We start from the raw sequence: 23,320 nt of genomic DNA, 5'->3' as shown, positions 1-23,320 counted from the left end.
GCCGCTTGAGGTATACTCGCATCACTCCCTGGGGTGCTTGCCAGTTGACCACGTCCCTGAGCCGATTCGCACTACCCTGGAGGCTGCACGTTGGGCTGGTGTGCATGTCCGCTAGACGGAAAGCCTTAAAGCCTACTGCATCTTCCACCTTGAACTTTCGGGTTCAAGGGCTAAGTCAGCAGCGGTTCATCCGGGGAGCCTGATTCCAGTCCGATGCCGGTTTAAATACCGGCATCGGCTTTTCTACGGATACGCTTTATGTATTCGTCCTGTCGAAGCCTGAATCCATGACCGAACCTGCGCTGCTGCCCCGCCCGCAACTTCGACGCATGCTGCGCAAGGCCCGCCGCGCACTGACACCCAATCAGCAGCGCCAGGCCGCCCGCGGGCTGTACAAACAACTGGCCCAGCAGCCATTGTTCCGCCGCGCAAGACACATCTCGCTTTACCTGCCCACCGATGGTGAGATCGATCCGCAGCTGCTGTTGCGTGCAGCGCAGCGCAGGGGCAAAGCGACCTATCTACCGGTACTGAGTGCCTGGCCGCGCACCAAAATGGTGTTCCAGCGCGTCCGACCGGGGGAAAAGCTCAAGCCCAACCGCTTCCGCATTCTCGAACCGCGGGCCAACATTGGCCGGCAGCGCAAGGTCTGGGCGCTGGATCTGGTATTGCTGCCGCTTGTAGGGTTTGACGATGTCGGCGGACGCCTGGGGATGGGCGGCGGGTTCTACGATCGAAGCCTGGCCTATCTGGCGCGTCGCAGTGATTGGCACAAGCCGACATTGTTGGGGCTGGCCCATGAATGCCAGAAAGTGGAGCGATTGGCTCAGGCTAGCTGGGATGTGCCGTTGCAAGGAACGGTGACAGACAAGGCATGGTATTACGCAGGCTAGGCACCACTTCGATCAGTGGCGCCGTGGCAACAGGATCAGCGCTTGAAAGCTGTCGACTGTTGTTGCAGCTGTGCAAGCTCGACCGGTGCGTCGGTCTTGTTGGCCCACAGACTTTGGGCATAGCCGGTGGTCACGACACCCAGGCCAAACAAAATGACCAAAATCCATAGTAAATCCGGTTTGCGTTTCATCGATTGCCCCCCAAAGGCATATCAACACGATGACAGCAGCGGTTTCCGTTTGTAGGCCGTGCAGCAGCGTCAAGCTTTAAAGGCCGGCATTTTGCGACAACGTGATCCAGCACGCAAATGCTGGCGTCAACCGACCGTCGGTTTGTCATAAAATTGCCGGACAACCTGCCCAATCACCCCGCAAGGAGCAAAAGACATGGCCTATTGGCTGATGAAATCCGAGCCTGACGAACTCTCGATCAAAGGTCTGGAGACGCTCGGCAAAGCTCGCTGGGACGGTGTGCGCAATTACCAGGCGCGCAATTTCCTGCGGGCCATGGCGGTAGGGGATGAGTTTTTCTTTTACCACTCCAGCTGCCCGGAACCGGGCATTGCCGGGATCGGCAAGATTATTGAAGCCGCGTATCCGGACCCAACGGCGCTGGAGCCGCAGAGCCATTACTACGACCCGAAGGCCACACCTGAGAAGAACGCCTGGAGCGCGATAGATGTTGCGCATGTGGAGACTTTCCCCCGGGTGCTGAAACTCGACTATCTGAAACAACAGACGGCACTGGCTGAGATGCCGCTGGTGCAGAAAGGCTCGCGGCTGTCGGTGATGCCGGTGACTGCGGAACAGTGGGCTGCGGTGATTGCGCTCAAACCGTAGGATTTTCGCCTGTCTGTACCGGCCTCTTCGCGAGCAAGCCCGCTCCCACAGGTTTCTGCGCCGAAAACTCGGTTGTGCCCGACACAAAACACTGTGGGAGCGGGCTTGCTCGCGAAGAGGCCCGACTGGACAGCAAAAGACTTATTGGATGATCAGGTTGTTGAACAACAAATCTTCAACCACCGGCTTGCCGGTTTCATCGCTCATCACCTGCTGAGTCTGCTTCAAGGCTTCCTGACGCAGCTTCTCCTTGGCTTCGACGTTGTTCATGGTCTCGCTGGTCTGCTGGGCAAACAGCGCCACCAGTTGGTTACGGATCAAGGGTTCGTTGGCCTTCACTGCTTTGGTGGCCTCATCGCCGGTCACCCGCAACGCCACATCGGCCTTGTAGACCTTGAGCTTCGGCGTGCCGTCCAGCCCGTAGTTACCCACGAACGGTGGGCTCAGGGTGATGTAATTGACCTTCACAGCCTCACCCTCTTTGGCTTCTTCGGCCAACGCTGCCAGAGGCAACGACAGGGCAGCCAACAACATGATCCACGCTTTCACAATTCGCTCCTTATCCGGTTTGCGGCCTAGCATAACGACCCGCCACGCCAGCACAAGCTTATGGCTGACTATCAGGGGCGGGCATGCTCGTTGACCCGTTGACTCACACACCTACACTTATCGGCCATCACTCCAAAAGGAATAGCCCTGATGAAAGCCGTGCTGTGCAAAGCCTTCGGCCCTGCCGAATCGCTGGTGCTGGAAGACGTCGACAGTCCTGTCGCAAAGAAGAACGAAATCCTGCTGGACGTGCACGCCGCCGGGGTGAATTTCCCCGACACGCTGATCATCGAGGGTAAGTACCAGTTCAAACCGCCCTTCCCGTTTTCCCCGGGCGGCGAAGCGGCCGGGGTAGTCAGCGCCGTGGGCGAAAAAGTCAGCAATCTGAAAGTCGGCGACCGGGTCATGGCCCTGACCGGCTGGGGCAGCTTTGCCGAGCAGGTTGCAGTACCAGGTTACAACGTGCTGCCGATCCCTCCGTCCATGGACTTCAACACCGCCGCCGCGTTCAGCATGACCTATGGCACCTCGATGCACGCCCTTAAACAGCGTGGCAACCTGCAACCGGGCGAAACCCTGCTGGTGCTCGGCGCTTCCGGCGGAGTCGGCCTGGCGGCCGTAGAAATCGGCAAAGCCATGGGCGCCCGGGTGATCGCCGCCGCCAGTAGTGCTGAAAAACTCGCTGTGGCCAAGGCTGCAGGTGCCGACGAACTGATCAACTACAGCGAAACCAGCCTCAAGGACGAAATCAAACGCCTGACCGATGGCCAGGGCGCCGATGTGATCTACGACCCGGTCGGCGGCGACCTGTTCGACCAGGCCATCCGCGCCATCGCCTGGAACGGCCGCCTGCTGGTGGTCGGCTTCGCCAGCGGACGCATCCCCGAATTGCCGGTGAACCTGGCCCTGCTCAAAGGCGCCGCGGTGCTCGGCGTATTCTGGGGCTCGTTTGCCCAACGCCAGCCGCAGGACAATGCAGCGAATTTCCAGCAACTGTTTGGATGGTTCGCTGAAGGTAAATTGAAACCGCTGGTGTCGCAGGTTTACCCGCTGAGCAATGCGGCGCAAGCCATTAACGATCTTGGGCAGCGCAAGGCGGTCGGGAAGGTTGTGGTACAGGTTCGCTGAGGCATTGACTGCGCTCACGCCGCCCTTGCACCTAGGGCGACGTGAGTCGATTCAAGTTAAAGCAACACCCGGATCTCCTCCGGAAGAAACCGCACATAGCGGCTCGCCGGATAGGACTTGCAGCGCCTGACAATCGAAGGGACGCTCGCGTTGAGCGTGTTGATCAGCTCCAGACGCTCTTCGTCTGGCAACTGCGCTGGTGATAGCGAGTAGGTCAGGTAACTGCGGGTCCAATCGAACACTGGCAGGTCCACCCAGGTGGCAACTGGAGTGCCCGATGCTGCACGGGCGATACTTGCGCACTTCAACTTCGCCAGCTGCTTGTTGGCGTGAAACGGCAGCTGGCTATCCAAACGGAAATCTATTGGCGCGATTACGGCGATTTCTGCGGGATGGTCGCTGGTGATTTCCCAGGGCTTGAATCGCCATTGGCTAACCGCTGTCACGGATGCTTCGCTGAGGTCTGGATGAGCGTCTTCCATAACAGCAACCTTACTGACAGAGCCATCGGCATGCACGGTCAGGCTGACTTGCAGCTTGCCCGTTATGCCAGCCCGATGAAGCTCCACAGGATATAACGGCTTGGGATTGTACTCGGGGATCAGAAACACCTCCCCGGCCCGGACATCCAGCGCCATCACCCATAAAAACACGCCCACAAGCCACCGCATTTCTCCTCTCCTTTAGTCACTGCACACCAGGCCTGGCGGCAGGACAAAAGGTTAAAGAGCGATGGCATCGAGCTGAAGACCACAACTTCCTGTAAAAACGCAGGACATTTCCCAAAGAACTGACCTACATCCCTTGGCTAGGGGTCGTCTTAACGAAATGGGTAACGCTTCCTACAACCTGTTACCTGGACGGTAGGGTCGCAGACAGTCCAGAGCCAGTATCAAGGTGGCGAAGCACTCGCCTGATCAGCCTTTGATTTACAACGCTTGAGCCGCGCCTCCAGATTCCGGTCTGGCATGGCGTGGCTGCGCAGGGCGTGGGCGGTCTGCTCGACATAATCGCGAGTGGTGCCGTAACGTCCGCAAGCGTTTTCGAACACGTGGCTGAGCACATGGTCCGGCAGGTTGCCGGCATAGCTGGGCAGGTGCCGCTCCAGCACAAAGCCCAGGGCCTGAACCTGACTTCCGTCTTCAAGCCGGCAGTTGAGCCAGTGCGGACGATAGGACGGGAACGGCATCTCGCGCTGCCACAACGCGTAGAGCGAGGCTTCGAGCTGCTCTTCGGGCAGGCGATAGGCGAAACCGCTGCAAGAACCGCCACGATCCAGGCCAAACACCAGGCCGGGCATTTCCGGGGTGCCGCGATGTTCGTGGGACCACAGGTACAGGCCGCGATGATAACCATGCACCCGTCCGCGAACCCGCTCCACCGCCGTGCATTCAGGGCGCCAGATCAGGGATCCGTAAGCGAACAGCCAGACCGGACCGCCCTTGTGGCGCGCCATGGTCGAATGCATCGAACCGAGCAATTGTTCGTGAGTCAGCTGCGGCCCCAGATCGAGCCGCGGAGGATAAGCCATATTCAGAAAAGCAGATTCAATGGCGCTCATGGCGAATAGCGTTCAGCTCCCCGCGGGTGAAGAATTACTTAATAGAACGCACCGCTGTAACAATAAGGCACATATGTTTTAAGGCAATTTGAGTGCCATGGCACAAATTTTTCTAATTGCCCGCAAGATATATAACCTACCGGTATTTATATGATTTTATAAATACCGATAAGCTATATATGGAGTTATAACCCTGTAGGAGCGAGCATGCTCGCGATGGTCGTCAACGATTATGCGGGGCGGCTGGTTCCCCGCGGTGTTCTTGAGTCCATCGCGAGCGTGCTCGCTCCTACAGGGCGGAGTGGCAGCATCAAGAGCGCGTCTCAGGAGCGCGGATCAAGATCGCGGATCAAGATCGCGGCGCATACGCAAATACGTCGGCGCGCATCTGGTGGGCGTCCATCCCCGCTTCGACCAGCGCATCCAGCGTGCCGTAGACCATGGCCGGTGACCCGCTGGCGTACACATGCAGGGGCTTGAGATCAGGAAAGTCCTCGCAGACCGCCTCATGCAACATGCCGCAACGCCCTTCCCAGCCGCATTGATCGCTGACGACTTTATGCAGGAACAGGTTGGGTAGCTTCAGCCATTCGTTCCAGTGTTCGATCTGATAAAAATCTTCGGGACGACGCACACCCCAATACAGATGCACCGGATGCTTGAAACCGGAGGCCCGGCAGTGTTCGATCAGGCTATGGATCTGGCCCATGCCGGTACCTGCGGCGATCAGCACCAGCGGACCGTCCGGCAGTTCTGCCAGATGGGTATCGCCGAACGGCAACTCGACCCGCACCGTGGTGTTGCGCCTGAGCTGGTCGATCAGGTTCAACGCACTGGTTTCGCGCGCCAGCACATGGATTTCCAGGTCGCGCCCGGCGTGTGGTGCAGAGGCCAGGGAAAATGCCGACTTCTCGCCGCTCTCGCGCTGGATCATCAGATACTGACCGGCGTGATAGCGCGGCGGTTTGCCAGCAGGCGTCCGCAAACGCACGCGCCAGGTATCGCCCCCCACGTCCTTGCACTCAATGACCTGACACGACAGGGTGCGCACCGGCAGTTCTCCCAGCGCGAGCACGCCATCCCACAGCACGATGCAGTCTTCCAGCGGCTCTGCTATGCAAGTGTAGAACTCGCCATGGTCACGCACATTGCCGGCTTGTTCGACACGGCCTTCCACCAGCAACGCAGCGCACACGTGGCAATTGCCGTTGCGGCAGCTTTGCGGGCATTCATAGCCCAGGCGCCGCGCACCATCGAGAATCCGCTCGCCGGGCAGAATCTCTAGCACCGCTCCGGAGGGCTGCAAGGTTACACGCATCAATCTATTCCTAACTGATTCCAGATGGCATCGATCCGTTGGGTCACGGCGTCGTCCTTGACGATCACCCGACCCCACTCGCGAGTGGTTTCGCCCGGCCATTTATGCGTGGCATCGAGCCCCATCTTCGAACCCAGGCCGGAAACCGGCGAGGCGAAGTCGAGGTAATCGATCGGCGTATTGTCGATCATCACCGTGTCGCGCTTGGGGTCCATGCGCGTGGTGATGGCCCAGATCACATCGTTCCAGTCCCGGGCATTGATATCGTCGTCGGTGACGATAACGAACTTGGTGTACATGAACTGTCGCAAAAACGACCAGACACCCAGCATTACCCGCTTGGCGTGGCCGGGATACGACTTCTTCATGGTCACAATGGCCATGCGGTACGAGCAGCCCTCGGGCGGCAGGTAGAAATCGGTGATTTCCGGAAACTGCTTCTGCAGGATCGGCACGAACACTTCGTTCAGCGCCACCCCGAGAATCGCCGGCTCATCTGGCGGCCGGCCGGTGTAGGTGCTGTGGTAGATCGGCTTGATCCGGTGGGTGATACGTTCGACCGTGAACACCGGGAAGCTGTCGACTTCGTTGTAATAGCCGGTGTGGTCGCCGTATGGACCTTCATCAGCCATTTCGCCCGGATGGATCACGCCCTCAAGGATAATTTCGGCAGTGGCCGGCACTTGCAGGTCGTTGCCACGGCACTTCACCAGCTCTGTACGGTTGCCACGCAGCAGACCGGCGAAGGCGTACTCGGAAAGGCTGTCGGGAACCGGGGTGACCGCGCCTAGAATAGTCGCAGGATCCGCGCCCAATGCCACGGACACCGGGAACGGCTGGCCTGGATGCTTTTCGCACCACTCACGGAAATCCAGCGCGCCACCACGATGGCTCAGCCAGCGCATGATGACCTTGTTACGGCCAATCACTTGCTGACGATAGATGCCGAGGTTCTGCCGGTCCTTGTTCGGGCCTTTGGTGACGGTCAGGCCCCAGGTGATCAGCGGGCCGACATCGCCAGGCCAGCAGGTCTGCACCGGCAGCATGGCCAGATCGACGTCGTCGCCTTCGATCACGACTTCCTGGCACACCGCGTCCTTGACGACTTTCGGCGCCATCGAAATGATCTTGCGGAAGATCGGTAGCTTCGACCAGGCATCCTTCAGGCCTTTGGGCGGCTCCGGCTCCTTGAGGAATGCCAGCAGCTTGCCGATTTCGCGAAGCTCGCTGACAGATTCGGCGCCCATGCCCATGGCCACCCGCTCGGGGGTGCCGAACAGGTTGCCGAGCACCGGGATGTCGTAACCGGTCGGTTTCTCGAACAGCAGCGCCGGGCCCTTGGCCCGCAGCGTGCGGTCACAGACCTCGGTCATCTCCAGCACCGGCGAAACGGGAATCTGGATGCGTTTCAACTCTCCGCGCTGCTCAAGCTGCTGCACGAAATCCCGAAGATCCTTGAATTTCATTGACGATGGCACCCTCAAAATAGGCGTACATCCTACCTGCTATGCCGGCCGCTGGCAGCCCGTTGCGCTTCACTTGGCTGCATTCACCGGGCCTTTTTTCAGCTTTTGCGTGGCTTGCAGATCGACAAACAGCGGCTCGAGGATCGGCGCCACCAACCGTGCACCGACTTCCGAGAGGTGATTATCGTCGGTGTACAGCGAATAACCGCCGAGTTCGGCGCGGCACAGCCCGCTTTCACCACACAGTCGTGGCGCCGGATCGACCACCCGTACCGCCGGGTCTTGCGCCAGTTGTGCGAACAACTGACTGATGAACGTCTGACGCTTTTGGTGTTCGCCAACCGCCAGCCCGACGTCATCCACCGGGCGATCGAGCATTGCCAGGCGCGTGAGTCGATAAGGCGGGCTGAAAGCCTGCAACGGCGCCTCTTTCACCAACCAGACGCGGTGACCGCCGGCGCGCAATTGCATCACCCGCGCCCGCAAACCTTCGGCCAGACGCTGTTCGGCAACAGCACGGTCGTAATGACCGTCGGACTTTTTCAGCGCGTGGCCCAGATCACCTCTGACGTCGCCATAGAGGTACAGGCTCCAGCGCGCGACAAGCACTACATCACTAACGGTCTGCGACTTCAGGGCCTGCTCGATGCGCTGGTTGAACCGCGCGCAACGTGCATCGTGCTCCAATCCCTCCACTGGCACGCAGCCGGGAGAGCTGGCAAGGATCACACTGACGTCATGGGCGGTGGCACCGTCATCGAACACCGGGATCAGCGCCGTGGCATGACTGTCACCCCAGACCAGCGCCCGGGTCTGAGTATTTTCCGCGCCGTAGTGACAAAAGAGTTTGTCATCAGGCGTTTTGTCGTCCGCCAGGCACGCCATCAGCTCCGGCCGCCATTCGCGGCCCTTGGCATACTGCAGGGCCTGATCGGACAAGCGCCACGGCAAGCCATCGGTCCAGCGCAGGGTTTGCCCGGCCAGCCCCAGCACCACCACGCCAAAAGCTCCGGCAAGCAGAATTTGCCGGCGCCCGGCGAGCAGGCGACGTTCGCGAAACGGGGTCTCGATGAGCTTCCAGGACAGGTAACCGAGCACCAGCGTCAACAAAATCAATCCGGCGCTGTCGATCGCACTCGGCTGATCGACACTGGCGTAGCTGGAGAACACGAACACCGGCCAGTGCCACAGATACCAGGAGTAGGAGATCAGGCCGAAGCCGACCATCACCCGAGTGCTCAACAATTGTCCCACCCAGGTCTGGCGATGACCGTTGGCCAGAATCAGCGCGATGACACCGAGGGTCGGCAGCAGCGCGGCAGCACCCGGAAACGGCGTGGTCTTGTCGTAGCCGAACACTGCCAACAGGATCAGTGCCATGCCGAGCAGGCTAAGCGCCTGCGCCGCCATCGGCTTAAGCCGCCAACCATGTTTTGGCGCGACAGCCAGCATCGCACCGGCCAGCAACTCCCAGGCGCGCATCGGCAGCAGAAAGAACGCTTTCTCCGGATGGTGATTGACCGCCCACACACTCAGGCCGAAAGAAACCAGCAGCACACCGAACAGCGCCATGCGCCAGTGTTTCAAGCGACTGGACAGCAGCGTCAGCAATAATGGAAAGATGATGTAGAACTGCTCTTCCACTGCCAGCGACCAGGTGTGCAGCAGCGGCTTGAGGTCAGAGGCAACGTCGAAATAACCATCCTGGCGCATGAACAGGATGTTCGATACGAACATTACCTGATAGCGCACCGAGCGCCCCAACTCTTCGTAATCCTTGGGGGCGAGCAGGAACCAGCCCAGCGCCAGCACCGCGATGATCATGGCAAACAGTGCAGGCAGGATCCGTCGCGCGCGCCGCGCCCAGAAATCGACAAAGCTGAAACGCCCGGCCTGGCGCTGGTTCCAGATGATCGAAGTGATGAGGTAGCCGGAGATTACGAAGAATACGTCTACGCCGACAAAACCACCGGTAAAACCCGGGACGCCAAAATGGAACAGCACCACGGCAATTACCGCGACTGCCCGCAAGCCGTCGATATCCCTTCGATAAGCAAGTGTGCTCATAAATCTTTAATGCCAATACGTTGGTTGTTTTTTGTACAGCCGCACGCCCGACTCAGAGACGGTCACCTGCGCTGCTTGATGTTTTACCAGGTCACAGACCTTACCAGATCCGGAACCTCCCATGGCCCGGACAAAAAACAGACAAAAAAAATGGCGCCCCAAAAGGACGCCATTTTCGGATTCAACCCGCGATGTTACTTGCGCTTCATCGACAGGAAGAACTCATCGTTGGTCTTGGTCGTTTTCAACTTGTCGACCAGGAACTCGATGGCAGCGATTTCGTCCATCGGATGCAGCAGCTTGCGCAGGATCCACATGCGCTGCAACTCGTCGTCTGCGGTCAGCAACTCTTCGCGGCGGGTGCCGGAACGGTTGATGTTGATGGCCGGGAACACGCGCTTTTCAGCAATGCGGCGATCCAGAGGCAGCTCCATGTTGCCGGTGCCTTTGAATTCCTCGTAGATCACTTCGTCCATCTTCGAGCCGGTTTCAACCAGCGCGGTGGCGATGATGGTCAGCGAGCCGCCTTCTTCGATGTTCCGCGCGGCGCCGAAGAAACGTTTCGGTTTCTCCAGGGCGTGGGCATCGACACCACCGGTCAGCACCTTGCCGGAGCTCGGGATCACGGTGTTGTAGGCACGGGCCAGACGGGTGATGGAGTCGAGCAGGATCACCACGTCTTTTTTGTGTTCGACCAGGCGCTTGGCCTTCTCGATCACCATTTCGGCAACCTGCACGTGGCGGGTTGGCGGCTCGTCGAACGTCGAGGCAACCACTTCGCCGCGCACGGTGCGCTGCATTTCGGTTACTTCTTCCGGACGTTCGTCGATCAGCAGCACGATCAGGTGAACTTCAGGGTTGTTACGCGCAATGTTGGCCGCGATGTTCTGCAGCATGATCGTTTTACCGGCTTTCGGCGGTGCAACGATCAGACCGCGCTGGCCTTTACCGATCGGGGCGCACAGGTCGATGACTCGACCGGTCAAGTCTTCGGTGGAACCGTTACCGGCTTCCATCTTCATGCGCACGGTCGGGAACAGCGGGGTCAGGTTCTCGAAGAGAATCTTGTTTTTCGCATTTTCCGGACGATCGAAGTTGATCGTGTCGACCTTGAGCAGGGCGAAATACCGCTCGCCTTCCTTCGGAGGGCGGATCTTGCCAACGATGGTGTCACCGGTGCGCAAGTTGAAACGGCGGATCTGGCTTGGCGAGACGTAGATATCGTCCGGGCCGGCCAGGTAGGAAGCGTCAGCGGAGCGCAGGAAGCCGAAGCCGTCCTGGAGAATCTCCAGCACGCCATCACCGGAGATTTCCTCACCGCTTTTCGCGTGCTTTTTGAGCAGGGAGAAAATCACGTCCTGCTTGCGCGAACGGGCCATATTTTCTATGCCCATCTGTTCGGCCAATTCGAGCAGTTCGGTAATCGGCTTTTGCTTGAGTTCAGTCAGATTCATATAGGAATGACGTAATCATTTATGGAGGGGGGAAATTAAGCTTTTGGCTTAATGAGGCCGCGCCGCGGAGAAGGCGACAGGATCGCGTACTTATTCGAAAAGGAGTGCGTCGGCGACGGCTAGCAGGGGGCAATGGAGAAACCAGTGCGGGGCCGAATGTACCACCTGAGTTTAGGAGCGTCTAGCCCTCAATAACGAAAAAGCCCCGCTATTTGCGGGGCCTTTGACTGACGCCTTGTTGACGCTTAGATGTTGGCGTCGAGGAAAGCAGCCAGTTGCGACTTCGAAAGAGCACCAACCTTGGTCGCTTCAACGTTGCCGTTCTTGAACAGCATCAACGTAGGAATACCACGAACGCCATGCTTGGCAGGGGTTTCCTGGTTTTCGTCGATGTTCAGCTTGGCGACGGTCAGCTTGCCTTTGTAAGTCTCGGCAATTTCGTCCAGAACCGGAGCGATCATTTTGCAAGGGCCGCACCATTCAGCCCAGTAGTCGACCAGTACAGCGCCCTCGGCCTTGAGTACGTCAGCCTCGAAGCTGGCATCGCTAACGTGTTTGATAAGATCGCTGCTCATGGAATTCTCCAGGTTGTAAGCAAAAAAACGTGGCCCATCATAGCTGCCCTTCCCGTGTTCAGGAAGGTGCAGATGATTGACTCTTGCTATGGTGTTCCATGAGTTTTGGTATAGCTCATGTCCCTGCATGCCGGGATTTTGCAGGGAGGGGGTGTGCTGAATCAAAGCTTTGAACACTTCGCGTTGGCGCCAGCCTTTGATCGTGGCACGATGGCGAGGTAATCGACCGAGACCCCCTGACCATGCCGCAATCCAAAGCCAAGAATCTGTCCCTGATCGCCGCAATCGACTTGGGCTCCAACAGCTTTCACATGGTCGTGGCCAAGGCCCAGAATGGTGAAATCCGTATTCTCGAGCGTCTCGGGGAGAAGGTGCAGCTGGCTGCCGGTATCGACGAAGAACGTCACCTCAACGAAGAATCCATGCAGCGCGGGCTCGACTGCCTCAAGCGCTTCGCCCAACTGATCAACGGTATGCCCACTGGTTCCGTGCGGATCGTTGGCACCAATGCCCTTCGCGAAGCCCGCAACCGCAGCGAATTCATCCGCCGCGCCGAAGAAATTCTCGGCCACCCGGTGGAAGTCATCTCCGGTCGTGAAGAAGCGCGCCTGATCTACCTTGGCGTGTCCCACACCCTTGCGGACACTCCGGGCAAGCGCCTGGTGGCCGACATCGGCGGCGGCAGTACCGAGTTCATCATCGGCCAGCGCTTCGAACCGCTGCTGCGCGAAAGCCTGCAAATGGGCTGCGTGAGCTTCACCCAGCGTTACTTCAAGGACGGCAAGATCACCCCGGCCCGTTACGCCCAGGCGTACACCGCGGCGCGACTGGAGATCATGAGCATCGAGCACGCGCTGCACCGCCTGACCTGGGACGAAGCCATCGGTTCCTCGGGTACCATTCGCGCCATCGGCCTGGCCCTGAAGGCCGGCGGCCAGGGGTCCGGCGAGGTCAATGCCGAAGGCCTGGCCTGGCTCAAGCGCAAGCTAATGAAGCTTGGCGATGTCGAAAAGATCGACTTCGAAGGCATCAAGCCGGATCGCCGGACGATTTTCCCCGCAGGCCTGGCCATTCTCGAAGCGATTTTCGACTCCCTCGAGCTGCAACGCATGGACCACTGCGAAGGCGCCCTGCGCGAAGGCGTGCTCTATGACCTGCTCGGTCGCCACCATCACGAAGACGTGCGCGAGCGTACCCTCACTTCGCTGATGGAGCGCTACCACGTTGATCTGGAACAGGCAGCACGGGTCGAGCGCAAGGCCCTGCATGCCTTCGACCAGGTGGCCGAGGACTGGGATCTGGAAGACGGCGTCTGGCGCGAGCTGCTCGGCTGGGCGGCCAAGGTCCATGAGGTGGGCCTGGATATCGCTCACTATCAGTACCATAAGCATGGTGCCTACCTGATCGAACACTCCGATCTGGCCGGTTTCTCCCGGGAAGACCAACTGATGCTCGCGCTACTGGTGCGCGGCCATCGACGCAACATTCCCAAGGACAAGTTTGCCGACTTCGGCCATGACGGCATCAAGCTGATCCGTCTGTGCGTGTTGCTGCGCTTTGCGATCCTGTTCCACCACATCCGTGGTACCCAGCAAATGCCCCAAGTGGCTCTGAAGGCCAAGGGTAACCAACTGGAAGTCGTGTTTCCGGAAAATTGGCTGAACGAAAACCAGTTGACCCAGGCCGACTTCGAAATCGAAGCGCAATGGCTGACTCGGGTCGACATCGTCCTGACCGCTCGCTGATTCGCCCCCCGTAGGAGCGAGCAGGCTCGCGATGAACCTGAGAGCACCGCGGGGCGTCAGGTTGCCAGCGTCATCGTTGACGATCGTCGCGAACAGGCTCGCTCCTACAGAGAGCGGCGCTGACACAAAAAAAGGGCGATCCACATGGATCGCCATTTTTTCACCCGCCGACTGCCGTTACCGCACCGTCAGAATCGGGCTGCCCAACCGCTCCAGCAACGTCGCCTGGGCGCTGCGTGGATTCTGATTGCCAGTCGGTGTGTTGCGGATGTACCGGCCGTCCGACTGCAGGCTCCAGCTGTGGGTGTTATCGGTGAGATACAGCTCCAACTCTTTCTTGACCCGCATGATCAGCTTCTTGCCTTCCACCGGGAAGCAAGTCTCGACACGCTTGTCGAGGTTGCGCTCCATCCAGTCGGCACTGGACAGGAACATCTGTTCATCGCCACCGTTGAGGAAGTAGAAGACCCGCGTGTGCTCCAGGAAACGACCGATGATCGAGCGCACGTGGATGTTGTGCGAGACCCCGGCAATGCCCGGCCGCAGGCAGCACATGCCGCGTACCACAAGATCGATGCGCACACCTGACTGACTGGCCTTGTACAAGGCGCGGATGATCTTCGGATCGGTCAGCGAGTTGAACTTGGCAATGATGTGCGCCGGCTTGCCATCGACGGCGAACTGGGTTTCCCGGGCAATCATGTCGAGCATGCCCTTCTTCAGGGTGAACGGCGCATGCAGGAGCTTCTTCATGCGCAGGGTTTTACCCATGCCGATCAATTGACTGAAGAGTTTGCCGACGTCTTCGCACAGCGCGTCGTCGGAGGTCAACAGGCTGTAGTCGGTATACAGGCGAGCATTGCCGGCATGGTAGTTACCGGTGCCCAGGTGCGCATAACGCACGATTTCGCCGGCCTCGCGCCGCAGGATCAGCATCATCTTGGCGTGGGTCTTGAAGCCGACCACGCCATAGATCACCACCGCACCGGCCGCTTGCAGACGGCTGGCCAGCTGCAGGTTGGACTCTTCGTCGAACCGCGCGCGCAGCTCGATCACCGCCGTGACTTCCTTGCCGTTACGCGCCGCATCCACCAGGGCATCGACGATTTCCGAGTTGGCGCCAGAGCGGTACAGCGTCTGGCGCACGGCCAGAACGTGCGGATCCTTGGCCGCCTGGCGCAGCAGGTCGACCACCGGGGTGAACGACTCGAACGGGTGCAGCAGCAGGATGTCCTGCTTGCTGATCACGCTGAAAATGTTCTCGCTGTTTTGCAGCAGTTTCGGGATCTGCGGGGTGAACGGCAGGTATTGCAGCTCACGCTGGCTGTCCAGACCGGTGATGCTGAACAGGCGCGTCAGGTTCACCGGACCGTTGACCTGATACAGCTCGGTCTCGCTCAGGTTGAACTGCTTGAGCAGGTAGTCGGACAGGTGTTTCGGGCACGTATCGGCAACTTCAAGACGCACCGCGTCGCCGTATCGACGGGAGAAAAGCTCACCACGCAGGGCGCGGGCCAGGTCCTCTACGTCTTCCGAATCCAGCGCCAGGTCGGCGTTACGGGTCAGACGGAACTGGTAGCAGCCCTTGACCTTCATGCCCTGGAACAGGTCATCGGCATGGGCATGGATCATCGACGACAGGAACACGTAGTTATCGCCGGCGCCGCCGACTTCTTCCGGCACCTTGATGATCCGCGGCAGCAAGCGCGGTGCTGGAATGATCGCCAGACCGGAGTCGCGACCGAAGGCGTCGATGCCTTCGAGCTCGACGATGAAGTTGAGACTCTTGTTCACCAGCAACGGGAACGGGTGCGTCGGGTCGAGACCGATCGGGGTGATGATCGGCGCGATCTCGTCGCGGAAGTAACGACGGACCCAGGTCTTGAGCTTGGCGTTCCAATGGCGGCGACGAATGAAGCGGACCTGATGCTTTTCCAGTTCCGGCAACAGAATGTCGTTGAGGATCGCGTACTGGCGGTCAACGTGACCGTGCACCAGTTCGCTGATGCGAGCCAGGGCTTGGTGCGGTTGCAGGCCATCAGCGCCCGCCTGTTCCCGGGCGAAGGTGATCTGTTTCTTCAGGCCGGCGACGCGAATCTCGAAGAACTCGTCGAGGTTGCTGGAGAAGATCAGCAGAAACTTGAGCCGCTCCAGCAACGGGTAGGACTCATCCAGCGCCTGTTCCAGCACGCGGATATTGAACTGCAGTTGCGACAGCTCGCGATGGATGTACAAGCTGCTGTCATCCAGGCCGGGAATGGCAATGGCCGGCGCCGCCGGGGCGGCCTCGACCACTACCGCGGGTGGAGCAGGCTCCAGTTCCGGCGGGGTTTCGGCAATTTGCTCGACCACGGGTTGAGCGTCTTTTACGGCAACTTCAGTGAGTCCTTCGGTATTCATTGAATGTTCCTGGGAGGGCTATTTCTGCTCTCGTAACAATTGAGCTGCGCGAACGGCAAAGTACGTCAGGATGCCATCAGCGCCTGCACGTTTAAAAGCGGTCAGGGATTCGAGGATAACCCCTTCGCTCAACCAGCCATTCTGGATCGCCGCCATGTGCATGGCGTACTCGCCGCTGACCTGGTAAACAAAAGTCGGCACTTTGAATTCTTCTTTGACCCGGCAGAGGATGTCCAGATACGGCATGCCTGGCTTGACCATGACCATGTCCGCGCCTTCTGACAAGTCCGCCGCCACTTCGTGCAGGGCTTCGTTGCTGTTGGCCGGGTCCATCTGATAGGAGGCCTTGTTGGCCTTGCCCAGGTTCAGCGCAGAGCCGACGGCGTCACGGAACGGCCCATAATAGGCACTGGCGTACTTCGCCGAGTAGGCCATGATGCGCACGTTTACATGACCGGCCACTTCAAGCGCCTCGCGGATAGCCTGGATGCGGCCGTCCATCATGTCCGACGGCGCCACTACCTGCGCGCCTGCCTCAGCATGGGAGAGGGCTTGCCTGACCAGCGCGTCGACGGTGATGTCGTTCTGCACGTAGCCTTCTTCGTCGAGGATGCCGTCCTGACCGTGGGTGGTAAATGGGTCCAGGGCGACGTCGGTGATCACTCCCAGCTCGGGGAAGCGGGCACGCAGGGCACGGGTGGCGCGCTGGGCAATGCCTTCAGGGTTCCAGGCCTCTGCGGCGTCCAGCGACTTGAGCTCTGTCGGCGTGACCGGGAACAGCGCCAGCGCAGGAATCCCCAGCTCGACCCACTTCGCGGCTTCTTCGAGCAGCAGATCGATGGTCAGACGTTCGACGCCCGGCATCGAGGCCACGGCTTCGCGACGATTTTCACCGTCCAGCACAAACACCGGCAGGATCAGGTCATCGACAGTCAGAACGTTTTCACGGACTAGACGACGCGAAAAATCATCACGACGATTGCGGCGCAGGCGGGTTGCAGGGAACAAGCGGTTGGCGGGGGTAAAGCTCACGGCAGACTCCTGAGCCCGCGCTTACGGGCGAGCGTGACAGTTATAAGCGACCATTATGACTAACGTATTACAGTTATGTGCACCCATGTGACAGGTAGTCGCATTCCATTGTCGTTGTAGGAAATGTTCACGTCGAGACACATTTGGACACTTTCATGAATGTGTCCGAAGGGTTAGGCTGCGCGTTCATTTCGCCAGCACCCAGACAATGCTCCAACAATTCCTGCAGGACTTCGGCTATTTTGCCTTGTTTCTCGGCACGTTCTTCGAAGGCGAAACCATCCTGGTACTCGCGGGCTTCCTCGCGTTCCGTGGATACATGGACATCAACCTGGTGGTGGTCGTGGCCTTCTTCGGCAGCTATGCCGGCGATCAGCTGTGGTACTTCCTGGGACGCAAGCACGGGCGCAAATTGCTGGCACGCAAACCCCGCTGGCAAATGATGGGCGACCGGGCGCTGGAGCACATCCGCCGGCACCCGGACATCTGGGTGCTGAGTTTCCGCTTCGTTTATGGCTTGCGCACGGTCATGCCGGTAGCAATCGGCTTGTCGGGCTATCCACCGGGACGCTATCTGCTGCTCAACGGCATTGGTGCGGCGATCTGGGCGTCGGCGCTGGCCGCTGCCGCCTATCACTTCGGCGCGGTGCTCGAGGGCATGCTGGGCAGCGTCAAGAAGTACGAGCTGTGGGTGCTCGGCGCGCTGCTGGTACTGGGTCTGGTGCTGTGGCTGCGTCGTCGCTTCAAAAATGCCCGTCTGGCCAGAAAGATCTACGCCGACGAACAAGCCCTCAAGGCCAAACAAACCAAAGTCGACGGCCCTACGACGCCCACCGAGTGATGCGGTTTCTGCAGCAGTAGAGACCGATACCGCTCACCAGGCTGTAACTGAGCAGGCCGACCCAGCCCACCACGCTGGCCGGCCACAGCCCGACCAGCGGCGCCAGCCACATCAGCGGCACGTTCGACGCCAGCCGCAGCAGTTCCAGCTTCAACGCCCAGGGGCGACTCTCCAGCGCCACACCCAGCACGAACAATCCCCATGCCACGGCTCCCCAGCCCAGCACCAGGGCGGCCGTCGGCAAGTGCGCCTGCAGATTCATAACATAGCTGCCAAGAGCGATGTAGACGCAGAACTGCAGCAAGACATAAAGCTGCTGCCTGGGGTCCAGCGCCACCTCGAATTTGCGGAACTGACTCAGGTCCGGCTTACTCATCGGGTATTTGGCAGCGACGTCCGCCGGCCGCCAGCCGGTGCGCATGAACCAGATTCGCAGCTTGTCCCACAAGCGCTCGGCACGTCGTGCGTCCGCCCATAACTGCACGTAGAACTGTACGTTCGCCCACAGCGGGTTCCAGCTCGCCAGTGGCGTGGTCACGCCAAAAACAACCGGCTCGTTGTCGTCTTCTTCCTGGAATGACCCAAACAGACGGTCCCAAATAATGAACACACCGCCGTAGTTGCGATCCATGTAGAGAGCGTTCTGTGCATGGTGGGCCCGATGATTGGAAGGTGTGACGAAAAACCACTCGAACCAGCCGAGCTTGGGAATGTGCCGGGTGTGCACCCAGAACTGGTACAGCAGGTTCAGCGCCGCGACACTGACGAACACCAGCAAAGGCACACCGAACACCGCCATCGGCAGATAGAAAATCCAGCTCAGCAGAAAACCGCTGCTGGTCTGGCGCAACGCCGTGGAGAGGTTGTAGTCCTCGCTCTGGTGGTGCACCGAATGGGCGGCCCAGAGGATGTTGCGCTCATGCCCCATGCGGTGCAGCCAGTAATAACAGAAGTCGTAAAACACGAAGGCGAACAGCCAGACCCAGACACTGTCGACCGACAGCTCGAACAGTGCCAGGTGCTTGAGCGCAAACCCGTAGGTCAGCAGTCCCACACCCTTGGTCAGCAGGCCAGTGGTGGTCGACAGCACGCCGGCACTGATGCTGTTGATCGAGTCCGCGAGCCGATAGTTGCGCACTCCGCGCCAACGGTCAGCCAGCAATTCGATGGCGATCAGCACGAAGAAAAACGGCACCGCATACAGAATGAAGTCCATGATGCGTCCCGATCGGATTCCAGAGGGCTGATCGTATGTGTAGCCGCGAATTTACCCTATGGCAACGAGTGACAAATTAGTGGACATTTAGCGCCATGAATCTGGAGAAAAGCCCATGAGCAAAAAAGTTGCAGTGATCCTTTCCGGTTGTGGCGTGTACGACGGCGCCGAGCTCCACGAGAGCGTCATCACCTTGCTGCGTCTGGACCAACGCGGTGCTCAGGTGCAGTGTTTTGCACCGGACATCGCACAGATGCATGTGATCAATCACCTGACCGGCGAGCAGATGCCCGAGTCGCGCAACGTGCTGGTGGAATCGGCGCGCATCGCCCGGGGCAACGTCAAGGATATCCGTGACGCGAACGTCGAAGACTTCGACGCCCTGATCGTGCCCGGAGGTTTCGGTTCGGCCAAGAATCTTTCCAACTTCGCCAGCGAAGGCGCCGCCTGTAGCGTACAACCCGATGTCCTGGCTTTGACCGAAGCCTTTGCCGAGGCCGGCAAACCGGTCGGGCTGATGTGCATCTCGCCGGCCCTGGCGGCAAAAATCTACGGCCCCGGCGTGACCTGCACCATCGGCAACGACACTGACACGGCCGCCGCAATGAACAAAATGGGCGCGACTCACACCGACTGCGCGGTCAGTGACATTGTCGAAGACAAGGCACGCAAGCTGGTCAGCACTCCGGCGTACATGCTGGCGCAAAGCATCAGCGAGGCCGCAACCGGGATCAACAAACTGGTCGACCGCGTGCTAGAACTGACCCACGAAAATGATGCCTGACACACATACACTGTAGGAGCTGGCTTGCCAGCGATGGCGCCCGCCGATTCAACATAGATGCTGGACGTTAGATCGCTATCGCTGGAAAGCCAGCTCCCACAGGGGTTCAATGCAGTTCTCAAGGCTTGCGTGATAGCCGGGTAAGAATTCGGTCCAGCGCATTGGCAAACGCCTGTTTTTCCCGCTCGCCAAACGGCGCCGGCCCCCCGCTCATTTGCCCCTGTTCGCGCAAATCGGTGAACAGGTTGCGCACCGCGAGCCGGTCTCCCATGTTCTGCGCATCGAATTCCTTGCCCCGCGGATCCAGTGCGGCCACGCCTTTCTTGACCAGACGGTCGGCCAGCGGCACATCGCTGCAGATCACCAGCTCACCGGGAACCGCGTGCTCCACCAGGTAATCATCGGCCGCATCCGGACCACTGGGCACCACGATCAATTTGACCAGCGCCAGGCTCGGCTTGATCTGCGGCTGCCCGGCCACCAGCACCACTTCGAACTGACGTTTGAGGGCGAACTTCACCACCAGGTCCTTGGCTGCCCGGGGGCAGGCGTCGGCATCGATCCAGACACGCATGTGTTTTTTCCTCATCTGAAAGCACCACGGGCAAGCCACGCCCCTACAGGTTAACGCTAAACCTGTGGGAGCGTGGCTTGCCCGCGAATGTGAGCGCAGCGAATGCTGTTTAAGAAACCTGCACCCGCCGCTTCTCAGCTACCCAACTACGACCATACAGCACGATGATCGCAATGATCGCCACGGCCTGGGCACTCAACGAATACGCATCCGCGTGGATCCCCAGCCAGTCGAACTCAAAGAACGGCACCGGCCGCGTTCCAAAGATCCCCGCTTCCTGCAATGCCTTCACGCCGTGCCCGGCGAACACCACCGACAACGCGCACAGCAGGCCGGCGTTGATGCTGAAGAACAACGACAACGGCAGCTTCGCCGAACCACGCAAAATCACCCAGGCCAGCACAACCAGCAGCACCAGCGCCGTCGCACCACCGGCCAGTACCGCGTTGTGCCCCGCCGGACCTGCCTGCAGCCACAGGGTTTCGTAGAACAGAATCACCTCGAACAGCTCGCGATACACCGAGAAGAAGGCCAAGGTCGCGAAACCGAAACGCCCCCCGCCGCCCACCAGACTGCTCTTGATGTAATCCTGCCAGGCTGCCGCGTGGCGACGGTCGTGCATCCACACGCCGAGCCAGAGCACCATGACGGCGGCAAACAAGGCTGTCGCACCTTCAAGCAACTCGCGTTGCGAACCGCTGACATCGATCACATACGCTGCCAGCGCCCAGGTCCCCAGGCCGGCCAGCAACGCCAGGCCCCAACCGACGTTGACGCTGCGCACTGCCGACTGCTGCCCGGTGTTGCGCAGGAAGGCAAGGATGGCTGCCAGCACGAGAATCGCTTCCAGGCCTTCGCGCAGCAGAATCAGCAGGCCGGAAATGTAGCTCAGGGACCAGCTCAAACCGTCGCTGCCCAGCAACCCGGCAGACACTTTCAACTTGGCCTTGGCCTCCTCCAGACGCTGCTCGACCTCGGAAACCGGCAGGCCGTCCTGCAATGACTGGCGGTACGCCATAAGCGATTTTTCGGTGTCTTTGCGCACGGTGGCATCGACGTTATCCAGCGAGCTTTCAACCAGTTCGAAACCTTCGAGGTATGCCGCCACCGACAGGTCATAGGCTTGATCGTGGTCACCGGCGCGGTACGCCGCAATGCTCTTGTCCAGGGTCGCAGCGGTGTAATCGAGCAACTGCCCCGGGCCACGCTTGACCTGCGGCGGTTGCGAACGCTGTGCACGGAACGTCGCCGCCGCCTGCGGACCTTCGGCGCCCTGCACTTCTGCCGGAGTCTGACGGGCAAGGTCGGCGATGTTGTAGGTTTTGTCGCTGCTGGCATTGGCCAGGTCGACGCTGAAGCTGGCGATGTAGGTGGCCAGGTCCCAACGCTGACGCTCATCCAGTTGATCGCCGAAGGCCGGCATGTCAGTACCTTCGACCCCCAGGCCAACGGCGCCGTAGATGGCGTAAAGGCTCAGACGATCCAGACGTGAGGTATCACGCAGATTGGAGGGTGGGGGCGTCAGGCCGACTCCCGCCGGGCCGTCGCCGGCACCTGCGGCGCCATGGCAAACCGAGCAATGCTGAGCGTAAAGCGGCGCGCCGCGGGTTGGGTCCGGCGTAATGATAGGCGCCTGGCTGACTTCATAGGCGACCGCCAGTTTCGCACCCAGTTGCCGAGCCTGGCGAGCCACATCGGTGCCGTCCTGACGGGCACTGACTGCACTCAGCAAGCCGGCCACCCCCTGCTCCAGCGCGGCCTTTTCCGGTTTGTCCGGCATGCCTGCGACCAGGTCTTCCAGGGTTTTGATCGACTCTTGCTGCGCGCGGTACCCGGTCTGGTTGGTGATGCTGCCAGCTTGCACAGTGTCCGGGTAATCCGCGCTGATGTAATCGAGCAAATGCAACGCCTGCGGCGCGCCATCGACGGTGTCGGCCAGCAGTTGAAAGCTGCACGACGCGAACAGCGGCAGCAGCAACCAGGCCAGGAAACGGGATGGGGCAATCATGAATGAATCTCAATTGGAAATACGAAGTAACATATTGTTCACTTCCAACGGCTTTCACTCAAGCTTTGTCGGTCTTTCTTGTTTCGACAGTCGTGACCGCGCGCTGATGCCGGCAACGAAAAAGGCGACCACAAGGGTCGCCTTATTTATACCTGACAGTTTTACACCGTGGCTTTGCGCAGCGTGGCCATGAAAGCCGCCGCACCGATGAACAGACCGGCAAAGGTCCGGTTCATGCGTTTCTGCTGCTGGGGTGTGCGCAGCAGACGCAGCACTCTGGATGCAAGCCCGGTGTAACCGGCCATGACGATCAGGTCCACGGTCACCATGGTAGCGCCGATGATCAGGTACTGAGCCAGCAGCGGCGCATGCGGGTCGATGAACTGCGGCAACACCGCCAGCATGAACACCAGAGCCTTGGGGTTGCTCATGTTCACCAGGAAGCCCCGGAACACCAGGACCAGCGGCTTGCCCATTGGGCGCACGGCCGAATCATCGCTCATGTCACTTGGCAGCGCGCGCCATTGCTTGACCCCGAGGTAAACCAGGTACGCCACACCAAACCACTTGATCGCATAGAAGGCCGTAGCCGAAGCAGCGAGGATCGCGCCCACGCCGGCACCGACAATCGCGATCTGCAACGCCAGACCCAGTTGCAGGCCCAGCGCATTCCAGTACCCGCGCCAGAAGCCGTATTGAAGACCGCTGGACATCGATGCGATAGCACCGGCACCGGGAGTAAAACTGATCAACCAACAGGCGGCAAAAAACGCCAGCCACGTTTCAAGCTCCATCGCACACCTCGGCTCTTACACGTCACAGACGTCTAAGCTAATGCGGCTTTGGAAAGTTGACTACGACTTTTTTGT

At 59.8% G+C, this 23,320-nt stretch carries 21 protein-coding genes and 1 other RNA gene; 7 read left to right on the top strand and 15 right to left on the bottom strand.

Annotated elements, in window-relative coordinates:
- The first annotated feature begins 22 nt into the window (after positions 1-22).
- Both ssrS and KW839_RS04905 read left to right on the top strand, forming a co-directional pair.
- A non-coding RNA gene (gene ssrS, locus KW839_RS04910) (6S RNA) lies at positions 23-201 on the top strand.
- An 86-nt stretch (positions 202-287) separates the two neighbouring features.
- Positions 288-893: a 5-formyltetrahydrofolate cyclo-ligase gene (locus KW839_RS04905; protein ID WP_218423604.1), complete on the top strand. Its 606-nt coding sequence runs from the start codon at positions 288-290 to the stop codon at positions 891-893.
- Positions 894-928: 35 nt separating this feature from the next.
- Here the strand turns inward: KW839_RS04905 and KW839_RS04900 are convergent, their stop codons facing one another.
- A complete protein-coding gene (locus tag KW839_RS04900; protein WP_007982896.1) occupies positions 929-1,084 on the bottom strand; it encodes a hypothetical protein in 156 nt (51 codons plus the stop codon).
- A gap of 196 nt (positions 1,085-1,280) precedes the next feature.
- On the opposite strand from KW839_RS04900, the gene KW839_RS04895 reads away from it, so the two are divergent.
- Positions 1,281-1,733, top strand: coding sequence for an EVE domain-containing protein (locus tag KW839_RS04895; protein ID WP_218423603.1), 453 nt, complete (start codon positions 1,281-1,283; stop codon positions 1,731-1,733).
- 141 nt (positions 1,734-1,874) lie between these two features.
- Here the strand turns inward: KW839_RS04895 and KW839_RS04890 are convergent, their stop codons facing one another.
- Positions 1,875-2,282 (bottom strand): flagellar basal body-associated protein FliL, encoded by a 408-nt coding sequence (locus tag KW839_RS04890; RefSeq protein WP_218423602.1) that lies wholly within the window; start codon positions 2,280-2,282, stop codon positions 1,875-1,877.
- 150 nt (positions 2,283-2,432) lie between these two features.
- Here KW839_RS04890 and KW839_RS04885 point away from each other — a divergent pair, with 150 nt between their 5' ends.
- Positions 2,433-3,410, top strand: a complete 978-nt coding sequence (locus KW839_RS04885) for an NADPH:quinone oxidoreductase family protein (protein ID WP_218423601.1) — start codon at positions 2,433-2,435, stop codon at positions 3,408-3,410.
- Between the two features lie 56 nt (positions 3,411-3,466).
- Here the strand turns inward: KW839_RS04885 and KW839_RS04880 are convergent, their stop codons facing one another.
- From KW839_RS04880 to trxA, 7 genes are all read right to left on the bottom strand, one after another.
- Positions 3,467-4,081 (bottom strand): energy transducer TonB, encoded by a 615-nt coding sequence (locus KW839_RS04880; protein WP_060542499.1) that lies wholly within the window; start codon positions 4,079-4,081, stop codon positions 3,467-3,469.
- A 221-nt stretch (positions 4,082-4,302) separates the two neighbouring features.
- A complete protein-coding gene (locus KW839_RS04875; RefSeq protein ID WP_218423600.1) occupies positions 4,303-4,971 on the bottom strand; it encodes a gamma-glutamylcyclotransferase in 669 nt (222 codons plus the stop codon).
- A gap of 349 nt (positions 4,972-5,320) precedes the next feature.
- The gene (locus KW839_RS04870) at positions 5,321-6,289 is read right to left on the bottom strand and encodes a CDP-6-deoxy-delta-3,4-glucoseen reductase (protein WP_218423599.1); all 969 of its coding nucleotides are present in this window, start codon (positions 6,287-6,289) and stop codon (positions 5,321-5,323) included.
- On the bottom strand, positions 6,289-7,755 hold the full coding sequence (ubiD, locus tag KW839_RS04865; RefSeq protein WP_060542502.1) for a 4-hydroxy-3-polyprenylbenzoate decarboxylase: 1,467 nt from the start codon (positions 7,753-7,755) through the stop codon (positions 6,289-6,291). The genes KW839_RS04870 and ubiD overlap by 1 nt, the downstream gene beginning before the upstream one ends.
- 69 nt (positions 7,756-7,824) lie before the next feature.
- Positions 7,825-9,822: an acyltransferase family protein gene (locus KW839_RS04860; protein WP_218423598.1), complete on the bottom strand. Its 1,998-nt coding sequence runs from the start codon at positions 9,820-9,822 to the stop codon at positions 7,825-7,827.
- 194 nt (positions 9,823-10,016) lie between these two features.
- Complete coding sequence (gene rho / locus KW839_RS04855; RefSeq protein WP_057712815.1) at positions 10,017-11,276, bottom strand: transcription termination factor Rho; 1,260 nt, start codon at positions 11,274-11,276, stop codon at positions 10,017-10,019.
- A gap of 245 nt (positions 11,277-11,521) precedes the next feature.
- The gene (gene trxA, locus KW839_RS04850; RefSeq protein WP_003206727.1) at positions 11,522-11,851 is read right to left on the bottom strand and encodes a thioredoxin TrxA; all 330 of its coding nucleotides are present in this window, start codon (positions 11,849-11,851) and stop codon (positions 11,522-11,524) included.
- A gap of 242 nt (positions 11,852-12,093) precedes the next feature.
- Between trxA and ppx the strand changes: the two genes are divergently transcribed.
- Positions 12,094-13,596 (top strand): exopolyphosphatase, encoded by a 1,503-nt coding sequence (gene ppx, locus KW839_RS04845; RefSeq protein ID WP_060542504.1) that lies wholly within the window; start codon positions 12,094-12,096, stop codon positions 13,594-13,596.
- 177 nt (positions 13,597-13,773) lie between these two features.
- Here the strand turns inward: ppx and ppk1 are convergent, their stop codons facing one another.
- Complete coding sequence (gene ppk1, locus KW839_RS04840; protein ID WP_060542505.1) at positions 13,774-15,996, bottom strand: polyphosphate kinase 1; 2,223 nt, start codon at positions 15,994-15,996, stop codon at positions 13,774-13,776.
- 18 nt (positions 15,997-16,014) lie between these two features.
- Positions 16,015-17,028 carry a porphobilinogen synthase gene (gene hemB, locus KW839_RS04835; RefSeq protein WP_060542506.1) on the bottom strand — a complete coding sequence of 338 codons (1,014 nt, stop codon included), beginning with the start codon at positions 17,026-17,028 and terminating at the stop codon, positions 16,015-16,017.
- A gap of 208 nt (positions 17,029-17,236) precedes the next feature.
- Here hemB and KW839_RS04830 point away from each other — a divergent pair, with 208 nt between their 5' ends.
- Positions 17,237-17,869 (top strand): DedA family protein, encoded by a 633-nt coding sequence (locus KW839_RS04830; protein ID WP_060542507.1) that lies wholly within the window; start codon positions 17,237-17,239, stop codon positions 17,867-17,869.
- Here KW839_RS04830 and KW839_RS04825 read toward each other — a convergent pair.
- Entirely contained in the window at positions 17,850-19,085 is a 1,236-nt protein-coding gene (locus KW839_RS04825) for a sterol desaturase family protein (protein ID WP_218423597.1), read from the bottom strand. The two genes, KW839_RS04830 and KW839_RS04825, sit on opposite strands and share 20 nt — an antisense overlap.
- 115 nt (positions 19,086-19,200) lie before the next feature.
- On the opposite strand from KW839_RS04825, the gene elbB reads away from it, so the two are divergent.
- Entirely contained in the window at positions 19,201-19,869 is a 669-nt protein-coding gene (elbB, locus tag KW839_RS04820; protein WP_060542509.1) for an isoprenoid biosynthesis glyoxalase ElbB, read from the top strand.
- A gap of 118 nt (positions 19,870-19,987) precedes the next feature.
- On the opposite strand, the gene KW839_RS04815 is transcribed toward elbB, so the two are convergent.
- The 3 genes from KW839_RS04815 to rhtB all read right to left on the bottom strand — a co-directional run bounded on the left by KW839_RS04815 (position 19,988) and on the right by rhtB (position 23,245).
- Positions 19,988-20,443, bottom strand: a complete 456-nt coding sequence (locus KW839_RS04815) for a YaiI/YqxD family protein (protein ID WP_060542510.1) — start codon at positions 20,441-20,443, stop codon at positions 19,988-19,990.
- A 109-nt stretch (positions 20,444-20,552) separates the two neighbouring features.
- Complete coding sequence (locus KW839_RS04810) at positions 20,553-22,451, bottom strand: FTR1 family protein (protein ID WP_218423596.1); 1,899 nt, start codon at positions 22,449-22,451, stop codon at positions 20,553-20,555.
- 161 nt (positions 22,452-22,612) lie between these two features.
- Entirely contained in the window at positions 22,613-23,245 is a 633-nt protein-coding gene (rhtB, locus tag KW839_RS04805) for a homoserine/homoserine lactone efflux protein (RefSeq protein WP_060542512.1), read from the bottom strand.
- Positions 23,246-23,320: the final 75 nt, after the last annotated feature.

The organism is Pseudomonas sp. PDM31 (genome assembly GCF_019218965.1).
In the GTDB taxonomy this organism is placed as follows: Bacteria; Pseudomonadota; Gammaproteobacteria; order Pseudomonadales; family Pseudomonadaceae; genus Aquipseudomonas.
Note: the sequence above shows the minus strand (reverse complement) of the source record. Positions and strands in the feature narration are given on the sequence as shown.

What these genes read in the sequence shown, in the direction of transcription:
- KW839_RS04905 (WP_218423604.1), top strand. Translation starts at nt 288, where the DNA reads ATGACCGAACCTGCGCTGCTGCCCCGCCCGCAACTTCGACGCATGCTG.
- KW839_RS04900 (WP_007982896.1), bottom strand. Translation starts at nt 1,084, where the DNA reads ATGAAACGCAAACCGGATTTACTATGGATTTTGGTCATTTTGTTTGGC.
- KW839_RS04895 (WP_218423603.1), top strand. Translation starts at nt 1,281, where the DNA reads ATGGCCTATTGGCTGATGAAATCCGAGCCTGACGAACTCTCGATCAAA.
- KW839_RS04885 (WP_218423601.1), top strand. Translation starts at nt 2,433, where the DNA reads ATGAAAGCCGTGCTGTGCAAAGCCTTCGGCCCTGCCGAATCGCTGGTG.
- KW839_RS04880 (WP_060542499.1), bottom strand. Translation starts at nt 4,081, where the DNA reads ATGCGGTGGCTTGTGGGCGTGTTTTTATGGGTGATGGCGCTGGATGTC.
- KW839_RS04875 (WP_218423600.1), bottom strand. Translation starts at nt 4,971, where the DNA reads ATGAGCGCCATTGAATCTGCTTTTCTGAATATGGCTTATCCTCCGCGG.
- KW839_RS04870 (WP_218423599.1), bottom strand. Translation starts at nt 6,289, where the DNA reads ATGCGTGTAACCTTGCAGCCCTCCGGAGCGGTGCTAGAGATTCTGCCC.
- ubiD (WP_060542502.1), bottom strand. Translation starts at nt 7,755, where the DNA reads ATGAAATTCAAGGATCTTCGGGATTTCGTGCAGCAGCTTGAGCAGCGC.
- KW839_RS04860 (WP_218423598.1), bottom strand. Translation starts at nt 9,822, where the DNA reads ATGAGCACACTTGCTTATCGAAGGGATATCGACGGCTTGCGGGCAGTC.
- rho (WP_057712815.1), bottom strand. Translation starts at nt 11,276, where the DNA reads ATGAATCTGACTGAACTCAAGCAAAAGCCGATTACCGAACTGCTCGAA.
- trxA (WP_003206727.1), bottom strand. Translation starts at nt 11,851, where the DNA reads ATGAGCAGCGATCTTATCAAACACGTTAGCGATGCCAGCTTCGAGGCT.
- ppx (WP_060542504.1), top strand. Translation starts at nt 12,094, where the DNA reads ATGCCGCAATCCAAAGCCAAGAATCTGTCCCTGATCGCCGCAATCGAC.
- ppk1 (WP_060542505.1), bottom strand. Translation starts at nt 15,996, where the DNA reads ATGAATACCGAAGGACTCACTGAAGTTGCCGTAAAAGACGCTCAACCC.
- KW839_RS04830 (WP_060542507.1), top strand. Translation starts at nt 17,237, where the DNA reads ATGCTCCAACAATTCCTGCAGGACTTCGGCTATTTTGCCTTGTTTCTC.
- KW839_RS04825 (WP_218423597.1), bottom strand. Translation starts at nt 19,085, where the DNA reads ATGGACTTCATTCTGTATGCGGTGCCGTTTTTCTTCGTGCTGATCGCC.
- elbB (WP_060542509.1), top strand. Translation starts at nt 19,201, where the DNA reads ATGAGCAAAAAAGTTGCAGTGATCCTTTCCGGTTGTGGCGTGTACGAC.
- KW839_RS04815 (WP_060542510.1), bottom strand. Translation starts at nt 20,443, where the DNA reads ATGCGTGTCTGGATCGATGCCGACGCCTGCCCCCGGGCAGCCAAGGAC.
- KW839_RS04810 (WP_218423596.1), bottom strand. Translation starts at nt 22,451, where the DNA reads ATGATTGCCCCATCCCGTTTCCTGGCCTGGTTGCTGCTGCCGCTGTTC.
- rhtB (WP_060542512.1), bottom strand. Translation starts at nt 23,245, where the DNA reads ATGGAGCTTGAAACGTGGCTGGCGTTTTTTGCCGCCTGTTGGTTGATC.